The organism is Microbacterium sp. JZ70, from assembly GCF_053903225.1.
Genome location: NZ_CP096405.1, coordinates 1,300,119 through 1,320,778, shown reverse-complemented (window position 1 = coordinate 1,320,778; position 20,660 = coordinate 1,300,119). Strand labels below are relative to the sequence as shown.

Genomic DNA, 20,660 nt, shown 5'->3' with positions numbered 1-20,660 from the left:
CATGACCTTGAGCGAGACCGGCACGCAGGCCGCACCGGCGGCGGCGCGCGGGGCGCGCATCCGTCCGCCTCGCCCGTCGAGCAAGCCGAACGGGCAGTGGAAGATCGACGGCACCGAGCCGCTGAACGCCAACGAGCAGTTCAAGCAGGAGGACAACGGCCTCAACGTGCGCGAGCGCATCGAGACCGTCTACGCGCAGGGCGGCTTCTCCTCGATCGACCCGACCGACCTGCACGGCCGCTTCCGCTGGTGGGGCCTCTACACCCAGCGCAAGCCCGGGATCGACGGCGGCAAGACCGCGACCCTCGAGCCGCACGAGCTCGAGGACGAGTACTTCATGCTGCGGGTCCGCATCGACGGCGGCCAGCTCACGACCGAGCAGCTGCGCGTGATCGCGGGCATCTCGAACGACTTCGCGCGCGGCACGGCCGACCTCACCGACCGTCAGAACATCCAGCTGCACTGGGTGCAGGTCGAGGACATGCCGGAGATCTGGCGCCGCCTCGAGAGCGTCGGCCTGTCGACCACCGAGGCCTGCGGCGACGTCCCCCGCGTCGTCCTCGGCTCTCCCGTCGCCGGCATCGCGGCCGACGAGCTCATCGACCCGACCCCGCAGATCGACGAGATCACGCGCCGGTTCATCGGCGACCCCGAGCTCGCCAACCTCCCGCGCAAGTTCAAGACCGCGCTCACCGGCCATCCGAGCCAGGACGTCGTCCACGAGATCAACGACGTCGCGTTCGTCGCCGTCGAGCACCCCGAGCACGGCGTCGGCTACGACGTGTGGGTCGGCGGCGCTCTGTCGACCGTGCCGCGCCTCGGCGAGCGCCTCGGCGCGTGGGCCTCCCCCGACCAGGTCGCCGAGGTCTGGTACGGCGTCGCGCGCATCTTCCGCGACTACGGCTACCGTCGTCTCCGCAACAAGGCGCGTCTGAAGTTCCTCCTCGCCGACTGGGGCGTGGAGAAGTTCCGCGAGGTCCTCGAGACCGAGTACCTCGGCTACCGCCTCGCCGACGGCCCGGCCGCCCCGAAGCCGCCAACCCCCGGCGACCACATCGGCGTGCACCGCCAGAAGGACGGTCTCTTCTACGTGGGCGCGACGCCCATCGTCGGGCGCTCGTCGGGCACGCAGCTCGCGGCTCTCGCCGACCTGCTCGAGGCGCACGGCTCGACGCGGCTGCGCACGACCCCGCACCAGAAGCTCGTCTTCCTCGACATCGCCGAGGACCGCGTCGAGTCGCTCATCGCCGGGCTCGACGAACTCGGCCTCAGCGCGCGACCGAGCCTCATCCGCCGCGGCACGATCGCGTGCACGGGCATCGAGTTCTGCAAGCTCGCGATCGTCGAGACGAAGGAGAACGCGCGGATCGCCGTCCTCGAGCTCGAGAAGCGGCTCGCGGGGGTCGACCTCCCCGCACCCCTCAGCCTGCACATCAACGGATGCCCCAACTCGTGCGCGCGCATCCAGACCGCCGACATCGGGCTCAAGGGCCAGATCATCACGGATGACGACGGCAACAAGGTCCCGGGCTACCAGGTGCATCTCGGCGGCGGGCTCACCGCGCACGACCGCGAGGAGGCCGGCCTCGGCCGCACCGTGCGCGGGCTCAAGGTCGAGGCCACCGGGATCGCCGACTACGTCGAGCGCATCGCCACCCGCTATGCGGAGAGCCGCGAGGGCGACGAGAGCTTCGCGCAGTGGGCCCACCGCGTCGATGAGGAGGTCCTGCGATGACCGTCAGCCTCGCGCCGCGTCTGCAGACGCGCCGCTCCGCCGCCGAGCTCGAGGCCCTCGCCGAGGCCGGCGCCGCCGAGCTCGGCAGCCTCACCGACCACGAGGCCACGCCCGCGCAGGTCGTCGACTGGGTCGCGCGCAACTTCGGCCTCGGCGCCGTCGCCGTCGCGTGCTCGATGGCCGACGCCGCCCTTCCGCACCTCGTCGCCGAGCAGCTGCCCGGTGTCGACGTGCTCTTCCTCGACACGGGCTACCACTTCGTCGAGACCGTCGCGACGCGCGACGAGGTCGAGCGCCGCCTCGACGTCCGCATCGTCGACGTGCTCCCCGAGCAGACCGTCGCCGAGCAGGACGCCGCGCACGGCAAGGACCTCTTCGCCCGCGACCCCGCCCAGTGCTGCGCGCTGCGCAAGGTCGCCCCGCTCCACGACGCCCTGCAGGGCTACGAGGTGTGGTTCACGGGCGTGCGCCGCGAGGAGGCGCCCACGCGCGTCAACACGCCGCTCGTCACGTGGGACGCGAAGAACGGCCTCGTCAAGGTGAACCCGGTCGCCGCGTGGACGTGGGACGACCTGCAGGCCTACGCATCGCTCCACCAGGTGCCGATGAACCTCCTGCTCAACTTCGGCTATCCCTCGATCGGATGCCGCCCCTGCACCAAGCCCGTCGCCCCGGGCGAAGACCCCCGCTCCGGCCGCTGGGCCGGACTCGACAAGACCGAATGCGGACTCCACACATGAGCGACACCCTGACCGCGACCGCCGCCGCGCCGGCCACGCGCCTGAGCACGCTCGACCTGCTCGAGGCGGAGGCCATCCACGTCATCCGCGAGGTCGTCGCCGAGTTCGAGCGCCCCGTGCTGCTCTTCTCGGGCGGCAAGGACTCCGTCGTCGTGCTGCACCTCGCCGCCAAGGCGTTCTTGCCCGGGCGCGTGCCGTTCCCCGTGCTGCACGTCGACACGGGGCACAACTTCCCCGAGGTCATCCGCTTCCGCGACGAGACCGTCAAGCGCCTCGGCCTCACGCTCGAGGTCGCGAGCGTGCAGGACTACATCGACGACGGGCGCCTCCTCGAGCGCGCCGACGGCACCCGCAATCCGCTGCAGACGCAGCCGCTGCTCGACGCCATCGCGGCCGGCAAGCACGACGCGGTCTTCGGCGGCGCGCGCCGCGACGAGGACAAGGCGCGCGCCAAGGAGCGCATCTTCTCCCTCCGCGACGAGTTCGGCCAGTGGGACCCGCGCAACCAGCGCCCCGAGCTCTGGAGCCTCTACAACGGCCGCCACACGCCCGGCCAGCACGTGCGCGTCTTCCCGATCTCGAACTGGACCGAGCTCGACATCTGGCGCTACATCGAGCGCGAGGGCATCGCCCTGCCGCCCCTCTACTTCGCGCACGAGCGCGAGGTCTACCGTCGCGACGGCATGTGGATGGCCGTGGGCCCGTTCTCCGAGCCCCGTGCCGACGAGACGGTCGAGACCCGCACGGTGCGCTACCGCACGGTCGGCGACATGAGCTGCACGGGCGCCGTCGAGTCGGCCGCCTCTGGCATCTCGGACATCGTCGCCGAGGTGGCGGTGTCGACCCTCACCGAGCGCGGCGCGACCCGCGCCGACGACAGGATCAGCGAAGCGGCGATGGAAGACCGCAAGAAGGACGGCTACTTCTGATGAGCACGCTCGCCCCCTCCACCCTCTTCCGGTTCGCGACCGCCGGGTCGGTCGACGACGGCAAGTCCACGCTCGTGGGCCGGCTGCTCCACGACTCCAAGGCCATCCTCGCGGACCAGCTCGAGCAGGTCGCGCGCACCTCGCGCGAGCGCGGCTTCGCGGGCGCCGACGGCATCGACTTCGCGCTGCTCACCGACGGCCTGCGCGCCGAGCGCGAGCAGGGCATCACGATCGACGTCGCCTACCGCTACTTCGCGACCGCCGAGCGCAGCTTCATCCTCGCCGACTGCCCCGGCCACGTGCAGTACACGCGCAACATGGTCACGGGCGCCACGACGGCCGACGCCGTCGTCGTGCTCATCGACGGCCGCAAGGGCGTGCTCGAGCAGACCCGCCGGCACCTCGCCGTGACGGCGCTCCTGCGCGTCCCGCACGTCATCGTGGCCGTCAACAAGATCGACCTCCTCGGCTTCGCGGAAGACGCCTTCGCACCCGTCGAGCGCCAGGTGCGCGAGGTCACCGACGAGCTCGGCGTCGCCGACGTGCACGTGCTCCCCGTCTCCGCCCTCGAGGGCGACAACATCGTCGAGCGCTCGGCGCGCACGCCCTGGTACACGGGCCCGTCGCTCCTCGAGCTCCTCGAGCAGCTGCCGGCCGCCGACGCCGAGGAGCGCGAGCTCGAGCCGTTCCGGCTTCCCGTGCAGATCGTCCTGCGCCCGCAGGGCGGCGTCTCGCCCGAGATCGCCGCGGCCGACCCCGATGCCGTCGAGCGCCTTCGCGACTACCGCGCGTCGGCCGGCCGCATCGCGTCGGGAACCGTGCGCGCGGGAGACCGCGTGCGCGTCCTGCCCGCGGGCATCTCGACCACCGTCACCGCGGTCGAGATCGCGGGCGTCGAGGTCGACGAGGCGGCCGCGCCGCAGTCGGTCGCCGTGCGCCTCGCCGACGACGTCGACGCCGCGCGCGGCAGCGTGATCGTGGCGGAGGACGCCCCGCCGCAGCTCTCGCGCGAGATCGACGCGCAGCTGTTCCTCCTCGACGAGCGCCCCCTCACGCAGGGTGCCCGCGTGCTCGTCAAGCACGGCACGAAGACCGTGCAGGCGATCGTCGACGAGATCGTCGAGCGCCGCGACCTCGACTCCCTCGCGCACGTGCCGGCCGACCAGCTCGGCGCGAACGAGATCGGCCGCGCGCGGATCCGCCTCGCCGAGGCGCTCCCCCTCGAGCCGTACAGCGTGTCCCGCCACTCGGGCTCGTTCCTCGTCATCCGGCCCGCCGACGGCCACACGATCGCCGCCGGCACCGTCCGTGACTGAGACCGCGCGCCGCGAGGGGCGCGTCACCCTCGTCGGAGCGGGTCCGGGCGACGCCGGCCTCCTCACCGTGCGCGGCCTCCGCGCGCTCGAGAGCGCCGACGTCATCGTCGCCGACCGCCTGGGCGCGCGCGGCGTGCTCGACGGCCTCGCAGCCGAGGGCATCGAGCTCCGTGCGGAGGTCATCGACGTCGGGAAGACGCCGGGCCACCATCCGATCCCGCAGGAGGCCATCTCGGAGCTGCTCGTCGAGATCGCCCTCTCCGGGCGCGACGTCGTGCGGCTCAAGGGCGGCGACCCCTTCGTGTTCGGCCGCGGCGGCGAGGAGCTGTTCCGTTGCCGCGAGGCCGGACTGCACGTCGAGGTCGTGCCGGGCGTCACGAGCGCGAGCGCCGTGCCGGCGATCGCGAGCATCCCTCTCACGCACCGCGGGCTCGCGACCTCCTTCACGGTCGTCTCCGGGCACGATCAGATCGACGAGGTCGGCGGCGGCCGCGACCACACGGTCGTGCTGCTCATGGGCGTGGGCACCCTTCCCCATTCCGCGCATGTGCTGGGAGCCGGCCGCCGCGGCGGCGACTGCCCGGTCGCGATCGTGGAGGATGGATACGGGCCCCGGCAGCGCGTCACCTTCGGCACCCTGCAGACCATCGCGCACCAGGCCGCTCAGCGGAAGGTGCGCAACCCGGCCGTCGTCGTCATCGGCGACGTGGTCACCCTCAGCCCCTATGCACCATCCGAGCTCGTCGACGCGGTGCGTCGCGACTCCGAACGAAAGGCAGCCCTGTGAGCCTCGACAACCTGCGCGTCGCGATCGTCGGCGCGGGCCCTGCCGGGATCTACGCCGGCAACCTCCTCGCGAACGCCGTCGAGGAGGCGGGCGGATCGGTCTCGATCGACCTGCTGGAGTCGCTCCCCGCGCCCTACGGACTCATCCGCTACGGAGTCGCCCCCGACCATCCGCGCATCAAGGGCATCGTCAACTCGCTGCACGAGATGCTCGACTCGGGCCGCATCCGCTTCCTCGGCAACATCGAGGTCGGCCGCGACGTGTCGATCGAGGAGCTCCAGGAGCGGTACCACGCCGTCATCCTCGCGACCGGAGCCATCCGCGACGCGGCCCTCGACATCCCCGGCATCGACAAGGCGGGCTCGTACGGCGCCGCCGACTTCGTCGCGTGGTTCGACGGCCACCCGGATGTGCCGCGCACCTGGCCGCTCGAGGCGCAGCAGGTGGCCGTCATCGGCAACGGCAACGTCGCGCTCGACGTCGCCCGCGTGCTCGCGAAGCTGCCCGAGGACCTCCGCTCGACCGAGGTGCCCGACAACGTCCTCGAGGGCCTCGAGGGCTCGGCGGTGACGGATGTGCACGTGTTCGGCCGTCGCGGACCCGCCGACATCAAGTTCACGCCGATCGAGCTGCGCGAGCTCGGCGAGGTGCGCGGCGTCGACATCGTGCTCGACGACGCCGACTTCGAGGGCGTCGACCCGGCCGCGGCGCCGAACAACCAGATGAAGATCATGCTCCGCACGCTGAACTCGTGGCGCGGACGCGAGCTCACCGGCGCTCCCCGCCGCCTGCACCTGCACTTCTGGCACGCGCCCGCCGAGGTGCTCGGCGACGAGCGCGTCGAGGGCATGCGGTTCGAGCGCACGCGCGTCGAGGGCGACCGGGTCGTCGGCACGGGCGCGTTCGTCGACTACCCGCTGCAGGCCGTGTACCGCGCCGTCGGCTACTACGGCACGCGCGTCGAGGGCGCGCCGTTCGACGCCGCCCGCGGCGTCATCCCGAACGTCGAGGGCCGTGTCGAGGGCGTTCCCGGCCTGTACGCCACGGGATGGATCAAGCGCGGGCCCGTCGGCCTCATCGGCCACACGAAGTCCGACGCGATGGAGACGGTCGAGCACCTCGTCGAGGACGCGGCCGCCGGATCGCTCACGGCCCCCGCGGCCGACGACGTCGTCGCGCTCCTCGACGAGCGCGACGTCGAGTACACCACGTGGCAGGGATGGCTCGCCCTCGACGCGCACGAGCGCACGCTCGGCGAGACGCACCGCCACCAGCGGGAGCGCGTCAAGGTCGTGCCCCGCGAGGAGCAGGTCGAGATCTCGCGCGCCGACGCGCTCGCACGCTCGTGACGTACGTCATCGCGCTCCCCTGCGTCGATGTCAAGGACCGCGCCTGCATCGATGAGTGCCCGGTCGACTGCATCTACGAGGGCGAGCGGTCGCTGTACATCCATCCGGACGAGTGCGTCGACTGCGGTGCGTGCGAGCCGGTGTGCCCGGTCGAGGCGATCTACTACGAGGACGACCTGCCCGACGAGTGGCAGGACTACTACAAGGCGAACGTGGAGTTCTTCGACGACATCGGGTCGCCCGGCGGTGCGTCGAAGGTCGGCGTGATCGAGAAGGACCACCCCCTCATCGCCGCCCTCCCGCCCCAGGGCGAGTAGGCCATCCGCGAAGGCCCCGGGCTTCGGCTCGGGGCCTTCGCCGTGCCACGACGCGCCCCCGGTGGCCGGGTCGCTGGCCCATGGTGGCCGGGTCGCTGGCCCCCGGTGGCCGGGTCGCTGGTGGCCATCCTCCGGTGGCCACTCCTCCGCTGGCCACTCCTCCCCTGGCCAGGTCGCACTTCGCGGCCCCAAACGGCCGAGAACCGACGCCAACTGCGACCTGAACAGCCACGGCCACCGCCAGGTCGCACTTCGCGGCCCCAAACGACCGAATACCGACGCCAACTGCGACCCGGACGGCCACGGCCACCGCCGACGCCCACCGCAACCGAACGCCCACACCACCGGCACCGCCAGGTCGCACTTCGCGGCCCCAAACGGCCGAATACCGACGCCAACTGCGACCCGAACAGCCACCGGCCACGCCGCACCACCGCCACCAGCGGGACGGGACGGGACGGAGTGCACCGGACCCCGTGCCATGATCGAGGGATGCGCATCTCCGCTCGTGCCGAATACGCCGTGCGCGCGTGCGTGCTGCTCGCGCGCGCGACGGAGCGCCTCGCCTCGCCGACGATCGCTTCGGACGAGGGCATCCCCGCGAAGTTCCTCGAGGGCATCCTGACGTCCCTCGTGCGCGCCGGGATCGTGTCGAGCCGTCGCGGCGCCGGCGGCGGCTACGAGCTGGCCCGCCCGGCGGCCGAGGTGACCGTGGCCGACGTCATCCGCGCGGTGGATGGCCCGCTCGTCTTCGTGCGCGATCAGCGACCATCCGACATGGCCGAGGAGGGCGCACTCCTGCAGCTGTGGGTCGCGCTGCGCGCGAACGTGCGCAGCGTGCTCGAGGGGACGAGCCTCGCCGACCTCGCCGACGACCGGCTGCCGGCCGACGTCGCCGCGCTGACCGAGGACCCGGCCGCCTGGCAGAGCCCCTAGAGATCCGGTCTAGTCGGCGACGAGCGCGGGCTGCGCGGCCGGCGCCTCCGCGTCGGCCTTCTCGGCGCGACGCGCGATGAGGTGAGCGCGCACCGACCAGGCGACCGCCGCGGCCCACACGACGGCGATCCCGACGAGCGCGAGGTTCACCGTCGCGTCGCCCACCTCGAGGCTGCGCAGGATGGTCCGGGTGTTGGTCAGGACGATGATCCCGCCGACGAGGGACCCGAGGATGCGCGGCGGCAGCTTGCGCACGAGCCACGCGGCGAGGGGCGCCGCCGCGACGCCGCCCGCGAGGAGCGCGAGCACCCAGCCGAAGTCGAAGCCCGCGGAGCCGAGGCCGAGGAGGAAGCCGAGCGACGCCGCGATCGCGACGAGGAACTCGCTCGTGTCGATCGTGCCGATGACCTTGCGCGGCTCGAGGCGGCCGCTCGAGAGCAGCGCCGGCGTGCCGACCGGGCCCCATCCGCCGCCGCCCGAGGCGTCGAGGAAGCCGCCGACGATGCCGAGCGGCGCGAGGAACGCGAGCGGGAGCGGCTTGTCGGTGCGGCGCTTCGGGAGGCCCTGCACGGTGAACCGGACGAGGATGTAGGTGCCGAGGGCCAGGAGGATGCCCGACGTGAGCGGCGCGGCCGCCTCGGTCGACAGGCCCGAGAGGAACGTCGCGCCCGCGAAGGCGCCGAGCGCGCCGGGCACGCCGATCTTGAAGACGGTCTTCCAGTCGACGTTCCCGAAGCGCCAGTGCGAGATGCCCGACGCGAGCGTCGTGCCGATCTCCGCGAGGTGCACGGAGGCGCTGGCCGCGGCGGGCGCTGCGCCGATCGTGAGCAGCAGGGTCGTTGACGTGACGCCGTACGCCATGCCCAGGGCGCCGTCGACGAGCTGAGCTGCGAAGCCTGCGAGGCCGATCAGGGCGAGGAGCACGAGTGTCTGCATGCCGACGACGCTAGGGGCTATCCCCACCGTCGAGGTAGGACATTACGCGCGGCCGTAACACAGCGCGTCATACGGCGACACATGCAGTCGCCGCGGGGCTCAGCGGAGGGCGCCGACCGATGCCAGGGCCATCCGGATCAGCGAGCCGCGCCCGCCCTCCATCTCGGCGGCGAGCGCATCCGACGCCGCCTCGTCGGGTGTGAGCCACGTCACCTCGAGCGCGTCCTGACGCGGCTCGCACGTCCCGGTCACGGGCACGACGAACGCGAGCGACACGGCGTGCTGGCGGTCGTCGTGGAACGCCGTGACGCCCGGGATCGGGAAGTACTCCGCGACCGTGAAGGGCGTCGGCTGCGGCGGCAGCAGCGGGAACGCCATCGGCCCGAGGTCGTTCTCGAGGTGCCGGAACAGCGCGTCGCGCACGGTCTCGCCGTAGCGGACGCGGCCGGAGACGATCGTGCGCTTGATCTCGCCCATGCTCGAGGCGCGCAGGAGGATCCCGACGTCGGTCACCTGGCCCACGCCATCCGTGCGCACCGGGATGGCCTCGACGTAGAGCATCGGAAGGCGACGGCGCACGGCCTCGAGCTCGAACTCGCTCAGCCAGCCCGGGTTCGACGAGCCTCCCGGCACCGCGCCGATCCCGCTCGCGCCCAGGTCGGATGGCAGCTGCGGCTCCTCGGGGAGCTCTTCGGGATCGGGGTCAGGCGTGCGGACCGGCATGCGTCCTTTCTACCCCGGATGTCGCCGACGTGCGTCACGATGGAGACCATGGAAGCGACGCCTGCTCTGGACGACGCCGTCGTGCGCTGGTCAGGAGAGCCCGACGGCCGGCCCGTGATCGTGCTGCTGCACGGCTACGGCGCCGACGAGAGCGACCTCTTCGGGCTCTCGACGATGCTGCCCGACGCCTTCGTGTACGCGGCGGTCCGCGCCCCGCTCGGGATGCCGTGGCCGCAGCCGGGCTACTCCTGGTACCCGATCGAGGGCCTCGAGGGCCGCTCGCCCGAGCGCACGACCGAGGCCGCCCGCCGCTTCCTCGAGTGGGTCGACGCGGCGCTCGGCCCGGATGCCGTCGTGGGCCTCATCGGCTTCTCGCAGGGCGGCGCGATCTCGCTGCAGGCCATGCGGCTCGCACCCGAGCGCTTCGCGTTCTGCGCGAATCTCTCGGGCTACGTCACCCCGGGCGAGCTCGAGGGAGACGCGGCGCTCGCCGAGCGGCGCCCTCCCGTCTTCTGGGGCCGCGGGACGCACGACACGGTCATCCCGGAGGGGCTCATCGTGCACACGACCGACTGGCTGCCCGCTCACGCCGACCTCGCCGGGCGCATCTACCCCGGCCTCGGGCACGCCGTGTCGCCGGCCGAGCTCGACGACCTGAGGGTGTTCCTCGAGAAGCGGATCTGACGCCGACCCTGGCGCGCCCGCGACGGAGTGTGTACAGTGGTCGGGTCCTGTCCCCGAGGTCTGGAGAATCCGTTGAAGCTGATCGACGCTCACGCGCTCACGCGCTGAACCGTCGACGCTCGCCGTTCTCCCTCGGAACAACCGGGCCGGTCCTTCTCTCGGACCCGCCTAGAGCCGTCCGCCGAAGTCCTTCGGCGAGCGTCCGGTGTCAGTGCATCCGCACACTCGCACACCGGAGGTCCCTCATGCCCGCTCTCACTCTCGATCACCTGTCCTTCATCTGGCCTGACGGCTCGGTCGCCCTGTCGGACGTGTCCGGCACGTTCGGCGACGGACGCACGGGCCTCGTCGGCCGGAACGGATCCGGCAAGTCCACGCTGCTGCGGCTCGCGGCCGGCGAGCTGACCCCGACCAGCGGCCACATCGTCCGCACCGGAGACATCGCCTACCTCCCCCAGCGGCTCACACTCGATGTCGACCGCCCGGTCGCCGAGCTCCTCGGCATCGCCCGTCCGCTCGCCGCGCTGCGCGCGATCGAGTCGGGCGACGTCGACCCGGCCCACTTCGACGCCGTCGGAGACGACTGGGACATCGAGTCGCGCGCGCACGCCGCGCTCGCCGACGCCGGGCTCCCGCCCGAGGCGCTCGACCGCACGGTCGGGAGCCTCTCGGGAGGCGAGGCCGTGCTCGTGGCGATCGCGGGCATCCGCCTGCGCTCCGCCGCGATCACCCTGCTCGACGAGCCGACCAACAACCTCGACCGCGACGCGCGCCTCCGGCTGCACGACATGGTGCGGGGATGGCGCGGCGCGCTCGTCGTCGTGTCGCACGATCTCGAGCTGCTCGAGCTCATGGACGACACCGCCGAGCTGTACCGCGACGAGCTCAGCGTGTTCGGCGGCCCCTACTCCGCGTGGCGAGCGTGGCTCGACGCGGAGCAGGAGGCCGCCGCGCAGGCCGAGCGCGACGCCGACAAGGCGCTCAGGAAGGAGAAGCGCCAGCGCATCGAGTCCGAGGTCAAGCTCGCCCGCCGCGCACGCACCGCGCGGAAGGCCGAGGCCGAGAAGCGCGTCCCGAAGATCGTCTCGCACGGCCGGCGGATGGCCGCTGAGGTGTCAGCAGGTCGTCTCAGCACCGAGATGCGCGAGAAGGAGTCGGCGGCCCGGGAGGCGCACGAGGCCGCGGAACGGCGCCTGCGCGACGACGACGCGGTACGCATCGACCTGCCCGATCCGGGTGTGGCCGCCGGGCGCCGCGTCGCGACGATCGGCGACGGCGAGCGCTCGTGGGTCGTGCAGGGCCCCGAGCGCATCGCCCTGACCGGTCCGAACGGGGCAGGCAAGTCGACGCTGCTGCGGAGGCTGCTCGGCCTTCCGGTCGCGTGGTGCGACGAGGCCGTTCCGACGCCGGACGCCGAGCAGGCACGGCCCGGCGCCGGCCTGCACGCCGCGCTCCACGTCGAGCACGTCGGGTACCTGCCGCAGCGGGTCGACGGTCTCGTCGAGGAGGCGTCGGTGCTCGACGCCGTGCGCGCGGCCGCGCCGGACACACCCGACCGCGAGCTGCGGAACCGCCTCGCGCGGTTCCTCCTGCGCGGAGCGACCGTCGAGCGCCCGGTGCGGAGCCTCTCGGGCGGCGAGCGCTTCCGCGTGGCGCTCGCGCGGCTGCTGCTGGCCGATCCGCCGCCGCAGCTGCTCGTGCTCGACGAGCCGACCAACAACCTCGACATCGACACGGCCGAGCAGCTGCTCGACGCGCTCCGCGCCTACCGGGGCGCGGTGCTCATCGTGAGCCACGACGAATCCTTCCTCGCGCGGCTCGCTCCCGATGCGGTGCTCGAGCTGCGCGACGGGCGGCTGTCGGAGCGCGAGCTGGCCCCGGTCGCCTGACGGGCGACCGGAGAGGTGACGGCGGCGGCACATGCCGCCGCCGTCACCCGGTCACCACCAGTAGCCGTCGGAGGTGACCGTCACGGCGTCGCCGTCGATCTCGATGCCGCCGCTGAAGGAGATGTCGCGCTCCTCCGTGACCTCCTCGTCGTCCGAGAAGAATCCGGAGTCGATGTAGGTCGCCTCGGCGACGCCCTCCGAGGCGGTGAAGTACGTGCCGTCCTCCGCGATCTCGATCGACGGGTACGACGCGATGCTCCACGTCACCGGGGTGTCGTCCGGATACACGTACACCTGGAACGGGCAGTCCTCGGGCTGCCCGACGGCCTGCTCGGCGCATCCGTCGAGGAGGGCCTTCACCTGCGCGTCGACCTCGTCCTGCAGCGCCGACGTCGGGCGGAAGTCGATCTCGGCGGCCCCGCCCTCGAAGCCCGCCGGACCTGCCGCGATCACGCGGACCGGATCGGCCTCGAAGAACGCCGACGAGGCGGGCTCGACGTCGTAGGCGCCCGGATACACCGCGACGGTCGCCTGGCCCGACTCGTCGAACGGCACGTCCACGCCGCCGATCCGCGCTCCGCCGCCGTCGGCGTACACGAAGACCTCGGTCAGCAGCGGTGTCGCGACGCGCCAGCGCTCGAGCACGAGCCACTCGTTGTCGAGACGCTCCACCTCCAGCGACGCGCTCTGCTCGACGCCGTCGAGACGGTAGGTCACGTCGATGTATCGCACGTCTCCCTCGCCCGCACCATCCGCGACCTCGACGTCGGAGATGCGCTCCGCCGCGGCCGACAGCACCTCGTCGGTGAGGAACGCGCGCTCGGCGTTCGAGACGTTCGGGTCGACGAGCGCACTCGCGGCCTCCGCCTGTCCGTCGGCGATGAGGCCGACGTACTGCGCGACAGCGGCGGCGGGCCCCCGGCCGGCGTTCACGACCGACAGCGCGACGGCCGCGCCGACGCCGAGCACCGCCACCAGGGCCACGGCCCCGCCCGTCCACGCGAGCGCCTTCTTCGTGCGTGGGCTCATCGGAGCGGGCGGTGCCGGCGGCGCGGCCGGAGCCGTCACCGCGGCCTCGCCGGCAGCGCCGCCCGCGACCGGCGCCGGCGCGCCGCCGGAGAGCCAGGTCGCGACAGCCGCGCGCCCGCCGATGACCTCCAGCAGGCGAGGCGAGAGCCCGTACACGAGCGCCGGCAGCACCTGCGCCCCGAACGAGATCGCGGCGGCCCATACGAGGAGGACGAGCAGCGACCACCACGCGATCGACAGAGCGACCGTCCCCTCGCCGGAGAAGAACATCATGCTGCCTGCCCCCGCGGCCGACGCGCCGAACAGCAGCAGCGCGAACACGATCCATCCGATCAGCGCGCCAGCCGGCAGCTGCCACATCCGCGCGAGGTCGACCTGCGCGCCGCGCGGCCGCCGCACTCCGATGCGCACCGCGGCGAGAACCGCCGTGACGAGCGCGACGAGCACGGCGAGCCACAGCCACCACTGCCCCGCGCCGAACACCGTGTAGAGCTCGCTCGCGCCGCCGAAGCCGCTCGTGCCGGCGCTCGCCTCGATGCCGCCCAGCTGGGCGATCACCGCAAGGGCCGCGGCGACGTTCAGGCAGAGGACGAGAAGGAGCGGGATGGCGCCGGCCATGTCCTGCTGGACGAGCCCGATCGCGCCGCCGATGATCGCGAGCGGGGTGAACACGACCGCGAAGATCGTCGCGACCACGAGCGGCTCGCGGATGATCGCCGGAAGCGCCTCGACGTTCCGGCGGATGGCCGCCACCGGCCCTTCGCCCTGCGCCGTGCGGCGCCCGAGCTCGCGACCGAGGAAGCCGGCCGCGGTGAGGAGGAGCGTGCCGACCGCGACGAGCCGGAAGCCCGCGCTCGTCAGCAGGAAGGATGACCCCGCCTCCTCGACGCGCGGGGCCAGGATCGCGACGAGCAGGAGCAGGACGAGCGACGCGGCGAGTCCCGCCGCGGCGCTCGCGATGAGCCGATGCCACACGGTCTGCTGCGGATCGCGGCGTTCGAGACGCCACGACCACCACGCGGTCACGACGAGGACCGCGAGGGTGAGGACGAGCGGGAAGACCCATGCGGATCCACCGCCGGACGCGCTGAACATGCCGGCGGATCCGCCCAGCTGCACGCTGATCTCGCCGCCCAGGACGAGTCCGGCGCACACGAAGACGAAGCCGATGAGCACGCCAGCGCCGGCGTCGGGCGAGCCGCTCGAGTCGCCCATGCTCTCGAGCGCGTCGGCGAGGGGCGCGATCGCGGCGAGGGCGAGCAGGAGGCCGGCGACGATCGTCGTGCCGAGGGCGATCCCCGCGGTCGTGAGCGCGCCGATGAGCAGGGTCCGCGGCAGCTGCGTCGGGCGCAGCGACGGGAGGACCTCCGCGGGTGCGGCGGGCGCGGCGGCGTCGGGCGACGCGGCCTGCGGGGGCTCCGGCGGTCCGGGCTGAGGCGGCAGCGGCGGGACGGGCGGCGCCGGCGGATGAGGCGGGCCGGGCTCGACGGGCGGCTCGGGCTGGCCGGGCTCGACCGGCGGCTCGGGAGCCGGTTCGACGGGCGGGGCCGGCGCGGGCTCCGGCTCGACCGGGAACCGGCGGCTCGGGCTGGACGTCGTCCGAGGACGGCGGATGGTCGTTCATGGTCATGTGATTCCCCCCTCGTGGTGCGCGATCGCGCTCCTTAGACATATCGGTGTCCGCCGACACCGCGCAATTCCGATGACACCGATATCCGGCTCGTCCGCCCGCTCCCGCGTCGCCGTGGGAGCAGGAGAATCCGCCGAGAGAAGGACGATCCGTCGGCATCCGTCCTGTGATGGGCGGATCTTCCTGCTCCGGGTCGGGTGAACCGGACCGCGATCGACCGAGCCGGATGTCGGCGGTCCGGGAGAGGATGGATGCGTGGATGTGCTCGATCGGTTCGGCGAGGCGACGCGGGAGTGGTTCCGCGGCGCGTTCGCGGCGCCGACCGACGCCCAGCGCGGCGCGTGGGATGCCGTCTCGAAGGGCCGCCACGCCCTCGTCGTCGCGCCCACGGGCTCCGGCAAGACCCTGTCGTCGTTCCTGTGGGCGATCGACCAGGTGTTCCGCGAGAAGGCGCAGGACGACGCCGAGCGCACGCGCATCCTCTACGTCTCGCCGCTCAAGGCCCTCGGCGTCGACGTCGAGCGCAACCTGCGCTCGCCGCTCGTCGGCATCGCGCAGGCGGCGCGGCGTCTCGGGATCGAGGCGCCGACCGTGAGCGTGGGGGTGCGCTCGGGCGACACCCCGTCGGCCGACCGGCAGCGGCTCGTCCGGCACCCGCCGGACATCCTCATCACCACGCCCGAGTCGCTCTACCTCATGCTCACGAGCCAGGCGCGGGAGACCCTGCGCGGCGTGCACACCGTGATCGTCGACGAGGTCCACGCGGTCGCGGCGACCAAGCGCGGCGCCCACCTCGCGGTGAGCCTCGAGCGTCTCGACGAGCTGCTCGAGCGGCCCGCGCAGCGCATCGGGCTGTCGGCGACCGTGCGCCCCATCGACGAGGTCGCGCGGTTCCTCGGCGGGTCGGCCCCCGTCGAGATCGTCGCGCCGAAGGCGTCGAAGACCTTCGAGCTGTCGGTGACGGTGCCAATCGACGACATGCAGAACCCGCCGCCGGCCGCGGGCAGCGCGCCGCCATCCGGCGCCGAGCAGGGCGAGGACGGCGAGGACTGGTTCCTGCCCGAGACCACCGAGATCACCGGGTCGGTCTGGCCGCACGTCGAGGAGGCGATCGTCGACCGCGTGCTCGCCCACCGCTCGACGATCGTGTTCGCCAACTCGCGGCGTCTCGCCGAGCGCCTGACGGGCCGCCTCAACGAGATCTACGCCGAGCGGCTGGGCCTCGACCTGCCCGATCCCGCCGTCCCCGCCGCGATGATGGCCCAGGCCGGCCAGACGGCGGGCGCCGAGCCCGTGCTCGCCAAGGCGCACCACGGGTCCGTCTCGAAGGAGCAGCGCGCCGTCGTCGAGGAGGAGCTCAAGTCGGGTGCGCTGCGGTGCGTCGTCGCGACGAGCAGCCTCGAGCTCGGCATCGACATGGGCGCGGTCGACCTCGTCATCCAGGTCGAGGCGCCGCCGAGCGCCGCGAGCGGCCTCCAGCGGGTCGGCCGCGCGGGCCACCAGGTCGGCGAGATCAGCCGCGCCGCGCTGTTCCCGAAGCATCGCGGCGACGTGCTGCACACCGCGATCGTCACCGAGCGGATGCTCCACGGCCAGATCGAGGCGATCGCCGTCCCGCAGAACCCGCTCGACATCCTCGCCCAGCAGACGGTCGCGGCCTCCGCGCTCGGCGAGATCGAGGTCGAGCGGTGGTACGAGATCGTCCGGCGCAGCGCCCCGTTCCGCACCCTGCCGCGCAGCGCGTTCGAGGCGACGCTCGACCTGCTCGCCGGCCGCTACCCCTCCGACGAGTTCGCCGAGCTGCGGCCCCGCGTCGTGTGGGACCGCGACGCCGGCACGATCGCCGGGCGCCCCGGCTCGCAGCGCCTCGCCGTCACGAGCGGCGGGACGATCCCCGACCGCGGCCTGTTCGGGGTCTTCATCGCGGGCGAAACCCGCAACGCGCGCGTCGGCGAGCTCGACGAGGAGATGGTCTACGAGTCGCGCGTGAACGACGTCTTCACGCTCGGCACGACGAGCTGGCGCATCGTCGAGATCACGCACGACCGCGTCAACGTGCTGCCCGCGTTCGGCCAGCCCGGCAAGGTCCCGTTCTGGCACGGAGACGGGCTGGGCCGCCCCGCCGAGCTCGGCGAGGCCCTCGGCCGCTTCTCGCGCGAGATCACGAGCGCTCCCGCCGACCGCGCGGAGCAGCGCCTCGTCGAGGCCGGCCTCGACGAGAAGGCGCGCGGCAACCTCCTCGCGTACCTCGCCGAGCAGCGCGAGGCGACCGGCACGCTGCCGACCGACCGCACGCTGACCGTCGAGCGCGGGCGCGACGAGGTCGGCGACTGGCGGATCATCCTGCATTCCCCCTACGGCATGCACGTGCACTCGCCCTGGACTCTCGCGGTCAACGCGCGGATCCGCGAGCGCCTCGGCGTCGAGGGATCCGCCGTCGCGAGCGACGACGGCATCATCGCCCGCATCCCCGACACCGAGTCCGAGCCGCCCGGCGCCGAGCTGTTCGTGTTCGATCCCGACGAGCTCGAGCAGATCGTGACCGACGAGGTCGGCGGCTCCGCGCTCTTCGCGTCGCGGTTCCGCGAGTGCGCGGCACGCGCCCTCCTCATGCCGCGCCTCAACCCGGGCAAGCGCATGCCCCTGTGGCAGCAGCGCCAGCGCTCGGCTGCGCTGCTCGAGGTGGCCAAGCGCCACCCGACCTTCCCGATCATCCTCGAGACCCTCCGCGAGGTCCTCCAGGATGTCTACGACCTGCCCGCGCTGCTCCGCGTCGCGCGCGGGATCGGCGAGCGGCGCATCCGGCTCATCGAGACCGAGCCGTCGCAGCCGTCGCCCTTCGCGCGCGATCTGCTCTTCGGCTACGTCGGCGCGTTCATGTACGAGGGCGACTCCCCGCTCGCCGAGCGGCGCGCCGCCGCGCTGTCCGTCGACCCCGCGCTCCTGAGCGAGCTGCTCGGCAAGGTCGAGATGCGCGAGCTGCTCGACCCCGACGTGCTCGCGCAGTACGAGGCCGAGGCGCAGCGGCTCGCGCCCGACCGCCGCGCGCACGGCGTCGAGGGCACGGCCGACCTGCTGCGCGTGCTGGGTCCGCTCGCGGCCGACGAGGTCGCCGCGCGCCTGGAGGACGCCGCCGACGCGTCCGCGCACCTCGCCGCCCTCGTCGACGCGCGTCGCGCCATCCGCGTGCAGATCGCGGGAGCCGACCGCTTCGCGGCGATCGAGGATGCCGGGCGCCTCCGCGACGGGCTGGGCACCGCGCTCCCCGTCGGCATCCCGGTCGCGTTCCTCGAGCCGGTCGCCGATCCGCTCGCCGACCTCGTGTCGCGGTACGCGCGCACCCACGGGCCGTTCACGACCGACGCCGTCGCGACCCGTCTCGGTGTCGGCGCTGCGGTCGCGCGCCACACGCTGCAGCGACTCGAGGCGCAGGGTCGGCTGTCCAGCGGGTTCTTCCTGCCCGAGCGCGACGGCGTGCCGCTGTCCGACGAGGTGGAGTGGTGCGATGCGGAGGCGCTGCGGCGCATCCGGATGCGCTCGCTCGCGGCGCTGCGCGGAAGCGTCGAGCCGGTCGCGCCCGACGCCTACGCGCGCTTCCTCCCCGACTGGCAGCACATCGTGCGCCCGCTCGAGGGGATCGACGGCGTCGTCGCGGTCGTCGACCAGCTCGCCGGCGTCCCGATCCCGGCGAGCGCCTGGGAATCGCTCGTCCTGCCCTCGCGCGTGCGCGACTACGCGCCGTCCATGCTCGACGAGCTCACCGCGACCGGAGAGGTCGTCTGGTCAGGGCACGGATCCCTGCCGGGGCGAGACGGATGGATCGCGCTGCACCCCGCAGACGCGGCCTCGTTCACGGTCCCCGACGTCGACGGCGAGCTCGCCGAGGGCTCGCTCGAGGCGCAGCTCGTCGCCGCGCTCGCGGGCGGAGGCGCCTACTTCGCGAGCCAGCTGCGCGAGGCGACGGGAGCCGAGAACGAGCAGTCGGTCGTGGAGGCGCTCTGGAACCTCGTCTGGACGGGGCGCGTGACGAACGACACGTTCGCGCCGCTGCGCACGCTCCTCGGCGGCGGCTCGCAGAGCCACAAGGTCGCGCGCCGCACCCCCCGCGCGCGGATGTACCGAGGAGCGACCTTCCGCCCGACGACGTCGGCGCCGCCGCGGCCGCCCGCGCTCGGCGGACGCTGGTCGCTCGTCCCCCGGCCCGAGCCGGATGCCGCGGCGCGCGCCACCGCGAGCGCGTCGCTCCTCCTCGACCGCTACGGCGTCGTCACGCGCGGATCGGTGCAGAGCGAGCAGGTGCCGGGCGGCTTCGCGCAGGTCTACCGCATCCTCGCCGGCTTCGAGCAGGCCGGCCACTGCCGACGCGGCTACCTCATCGAGCAGCTCGGCGCGGCGCAGTTCGCGGCGTCCTCGACGATCGACCGGCTCCGCCAGTTCGCCGCCGTGCCAGAGCCCGCTCCGCTGCACGCGCTCACCCTCGCGGCGACCGACCCCGCGAACCCCTACGGCGCGGCACTCGGATGGCCCGCGCTCGAGGCTGTCAAGCACCGCCCGGGCCGCAAGGCGGGCGGCCTCGTCGTGCTCGTCGACGGCGCCCTCGTCCTGTACCTCGAGCGCGGCGGACGCACGGTGCTCCAGTTCGCCGACGGCGAGGAGGTGCTCGCCGCGGCGTGCCGAGACCTCGTCGCGACCGCACGATCGCGGCGGCTGGAGACCCTCACCGTCGAGCAGGTCAACGGCGAGTTCGTCTTCGGGACGACGCTCGGCCGGGCTCTGCGCGCGGCGGGGTTCGTCGAGTCGACCAAGGGCCTCACGCTGCGCCGGGAGCGCGGCTGATGCCCGAGGGCGATACCGTCCACCGCGCGGCGCGTCGACTGCACGCCGCCCTCGCCGGCCGCGTGGTCACGCGGTTCGACCTCCGCGTGCCGCAGGCGGCGACCGCCGACCTGCGCGGCGAGACCGTGCACGAGGTCGTCGCGCGCGGCAAGCACCTCCTCCACCGCATCGGCGAGCACACGCTGCACACGCACCTGCGGATGGAGGGCGAGTGGCATGTGTACGCGCAGGGCGCCCGCTGGCGCCGCCCGGCCTACCAGGCGCGCGCGATCGTCTCGGCATCCGGCGTCGAGACGGTCGGATTCGAGCTCGGCATCGTCGAGCTGCTGCTCACGCGCGACGAGGAGGCGGCGGTCGGCTACCTCGGACCCGACCCGCTCGCCCCCGACTGGGACCCGGACGAGGCCGCGCGGCGCCTCGCCGCCGACACACGCGCGGCGCACGTCGCGCTCCTCGACCAGCGCAACGTCGCCGGGTTCGGCACCGAGTACGTGAACGAGCTGCTCTTCCTGCGCGGCATCGCCCCCACGCGCCCGATGTCCGAGGTCGACACCGCGGCCCTCGTCGCGCTCGGCGCGCGGACCATCCGGCGCAACGTCGATCAGCGCACGCGCTCGTTCACGGGGGACGCGCGGCCCGGCCGGGCGATGTGGGTCTACGGGCGCGACCGGCAGCCGTGCCGTCGCTGCGGGACGCCCATCCGCAAGACCGCGATGGGGCCCGACCCCACCCGCGAGCGCCGCGTGTACTGGTGCCCGCGCTGCCAGCCCGAGGCCGACGACGGCCGATCCGCGGCGTGATCCTGCCAGATGCGAGCGGATCGC

Annotated in this window: 15 protein-coding genes; 12 read left to right on the top strand and 3 right to left on the bottom strand. The window is 73.3% G+C overall.

Annotated elements, in window-relative coordinates; genetic code table 11:
* The first annotated feature begins 1 nt into the window (after window position 1).
* From M1D46_RS05930 to M1D46_RS05895, 8 genes are all read left to right on the top strand, one after another.
* Window positions 2-1,735 carry a nitrite/sulfite reductase gene (locus tag M1D46_RS05930; protein WP_282980192.1) on the top strand — a complete coding sequence of 578 codons (1,734 nt, stop codon included), beginning with the start codon at window positions 2-4 and terminating at the stop codon, window positions 1,733-1,735.
* Entirely contained in the window at window positions 1,732-2,475 is a 744-nt protein-coding gene (locus M1D46_RS05925; protein ID WP_271174430.1) for a phosphoadenylyl-sulfate reductase, read from the top strand. Before M1D46_RS05930 ends, M1D46_RS05925 begins: the two co-directional genes overlap by 4 nt.
* Complete coding sequence (cysD, locus tag M1D46_RS05920; RefSeq protein WP_456286924.1) at window positions 2,472-3,404, top strand: sulfate adenylyltransferase subunit CysD; 933 nt, start codon at window positions 2,472-2,474, stop codon at window positions 3,402-3,404. Before M1D46_RS05925 ends, cysD begins: the two co-directional genes overlap by 4 nt.
* Window positions 3,404-4,720: a sulfate adenylyltransferase subunit 1 gene (locus M1D46_RS05915; protein ID WP_456286923.1), complete on the top strand. Its 1,317-nt coding sequence runs from the start codon at window positions 3,404-3,406 to the stop codon at window positions 4,718-4,720. Before cysD ends, M1D46_RS05915 begins: the two co-directional genes overlap by 1 nt.
* Entirely contained in the window at window positions 4,713-5,507 is a 795-nt protein-coding gene (cobA, locus tag M1D46_RS05910; RefSeq protein WP_309299977.1) for a uroporphyrinogen-III C-methyltransferase, read from the top strand. Before M1D46_RS05915 ends, cobA begins: the two co-directional genes overlap by 8 nt.
* Window positions 5,504-6,856 (top strand): FAD-dependent oxidoreductase, encoded by a 1,353-nt coding sequence (locus M1D46_RS05905; protein WP_456286922.1) that lies wholly within the window; start codon window positions 5,504-5,506, stop codon window positions 6,854-6,856. The genes cobA and M1D46_RS05905 overlap by 4 nt, the downstream gene beginning before the upstream one ends.
* Window positions 6,853-7,173, top strand: a complete 321-nt coding sequence (gene fdxA, locus M1D46_RS05900) for a ferredoxin (protein ID WP_271172157.1) — start codon at window positions 6,853-6,855, stop codon at window positions 7,171-7,173. Before M1D46_RS05905 ends, fdxA begins: the two co-directional genes overlap by 4 nt.
* Window positions 7,174-7,665: 492 nt before the next feature.
* Complete coding sequence (locus tag M1D46_RS05895) at window positions 7,666-8,109, top strand: RrF2 family transcriptional regulator (protein WP_271174752.1); 444 nt, start codon at window positions 7,666-7,668, stop codon at window positions 8,107-8,109.
* 9 nt (window positions 8,110-8,118) lie between these two features.
* Here the strand turns inward: M1D46_RS05895 and M1D46_RS05890 are convergent, their stop codons facing one another.
* Together M1D46_RS05890 and M1D46_RS05885 are read right to left on the bottom strand one after the other, a co-directional pair.
* The gene (locus M1D46_RS05890) at window positions 8,119-9,045 is read right to left on the bottom strand and encodes a sulfite exporter TauE/SafE family protein (protein WP_456284683.1); all 927 of its coding nucleotides are present in this window, start codon (window positions 9,043-9,045) and stop codon (window positions 8,119-8,121) included.
* A gap of 99 nt (window positions 9,046-9,144) precedes the next feature.
* Window positions 9,145-9,768 (bottom strand): NUDIX hydrolase family protein, encoded by a 624-nt coding sequence (locus M1D46_RS05885; protein WP_271174750.1) that lies wholly within the window; start codon window positions 9,766-9,768, stop codon window positions 9,145-9,147.
* 48 nt (window positions 9,769-9,816) lie between these two features.
* Between M1D46_RS05885 and M1D46_RS05880 the strand changes: the two genes are divergently transcribed.
* The gene (locus M1D46_RS05880; RefSeq protein ID WP_455968885.1) at window positions 9,817-10,452 is read left to right on the top strand and encodes an alpha/beta hydrolase; all 636 of its coding nucleotides are present in this window, start codon (window positions 9,817-9,819) and stop codon (window positions 10,450-10,452) included.
* Window positions 10,453-10,697: 245 nt separating this feature from the next.
* Window positions 10,698-12,341 carry an ABC-F family ATP-binding cassette domain-containing protein gene (locus tag M1D46_RS05875; RefSeq protein ID WP_324012390.1) on the top strand — a complete coding sequence of 548 codons (1,644 nt, stop codon included), beginning with the start codon at window positions 10,698-10,700 and terminating at the stop codon, window positions 12,339-12,341.
* Between the two features lie 51 nt (window positions 12,342-12,392).
* Here the strand turns inward: M1D46_RS05875 and M1D46_RS05870 are convergent, their stop codons facing one another.
* Complete coding sequence (locus tag M1D46_RS05870) at window positions 12,393-14,585, bottom strand: hypothetical protein (RefSeq protein WP_456286921.1); 2,193 nt, start codon at window positions 14,583-14,585, stop codon at window positions 12,393-12,395.
* 670 nt (window positions 14,586-15,255) lie between these two features.
* Here M1D46_RS05870 and M1D46_RS05865 point away from each other — a divergent pair.
* Both M1D46_RS05865 and M1D46_RS05860 read left to right on the top strand, forming a co-directional pair.
* Window positions 15,256-19,836: an ATP-dependent helicase gene (locus M1D46_RS05865; RefSeq protein ID WP_456286920.1), complete on the top strand. Its 4,581-nt coding sequence runs from the start codon at window positions 15,256-15,258 to the stop codon at window positions 19,834-19,836.
* On the top strand, window positions 19,836-20,636 hold the full coding sequence (locus M1D46_RS05860) for a DNA-formamidopyrimidine glycosylase family protein (RefSeq protein ID WP_456286919.1): 801 nt from the start codon (window positions 19,836-19,838) through the stop codon (window positions 20,634-20,636). Before M1D46_RS05865 ends, M1D46_RS05860 begins: the two co-directional genes overlap by 1 nt.
* The last annotated feature ends 24 nt before the right edge of the window (window positions 20,637-20,660 follow it).

Coding starts and splice junctions, on each gene's coding strand:
- M1D46_RS05875 (WP_324012390.1), top strand. CDS start 10,698: ATGCCCGCTCTCACTCTCGATCACCTGTCCTTCATCTGGCCTGACGGC.
- M1D46_RS05915 (WP_456286923.1), top strand. CDS start 3,404: ATGAGCACGCTCGCCCCCTCCACCCTCTTCCGGTTCGCGACCGCCGGG.
- M1D46_RS05895 (WP_271174752.1), top strand. CDS start 7,666: ATGCGCATCTCCGCTCGTGCCGAATACGCCGTGCGCGCGTGCGTGCTG.
- cysD (WP_456286924.1), top strand. CDS start 2,472: ATGAGCGACACCCTGACCGCGACCGCCGCCGCGCCGGCCACGCGCCTG.
- M1D46_RS05880 (WP_455968885.1), top strand. CDS start 9,817: ATGGAAGCGACGCCTGCTCTGGACGACGCCGTCGTGCGCTGGTCAGGA.
- M1D46_RS05890 (WP_456284683.1), bottom strand. CDS start 9,045: ATGCAGACACTCGTGCTCCTCGCCCTGATCGGCCTCGCAGGCTTCGCA.
- M1D46_RS05930 (WP_282980192.1), top strand. CDS start 2: ATGACCTTGAGCGAGACCGGCACGCAGGCCGCACCGGCGGCGGCGCGC.
- M1D46_RS05885 (WP_271174750.1), bottom strand. CDS start 9,768: ATGCCGGTCCGCACGCCTGACCCCGATCCCGAAGAGCTCCCCGAGGAG.
- M1D46_RS05860 (WP_456286919.1), top strand. CDS start 19,836: ATGCCCGAGGGCGATACCGTCCACCGCGCGGCGCGTCGACTGCACGCC.
- M1D46_RS05925 (WP_271174430.1), top strand. CDS start 1,732: ATGACCGTCAGCCTCGCGCCGCGTCTGCAGACGCGCCGCTCCGCCGCC.
- M1D46_RS05870 (WP_456286921.1), bottom strand. CDS start 14,585: ATGGGCGACTCGAGCGGCTCGCCCGACGCCGGCGCTGGCGTGCTCATC.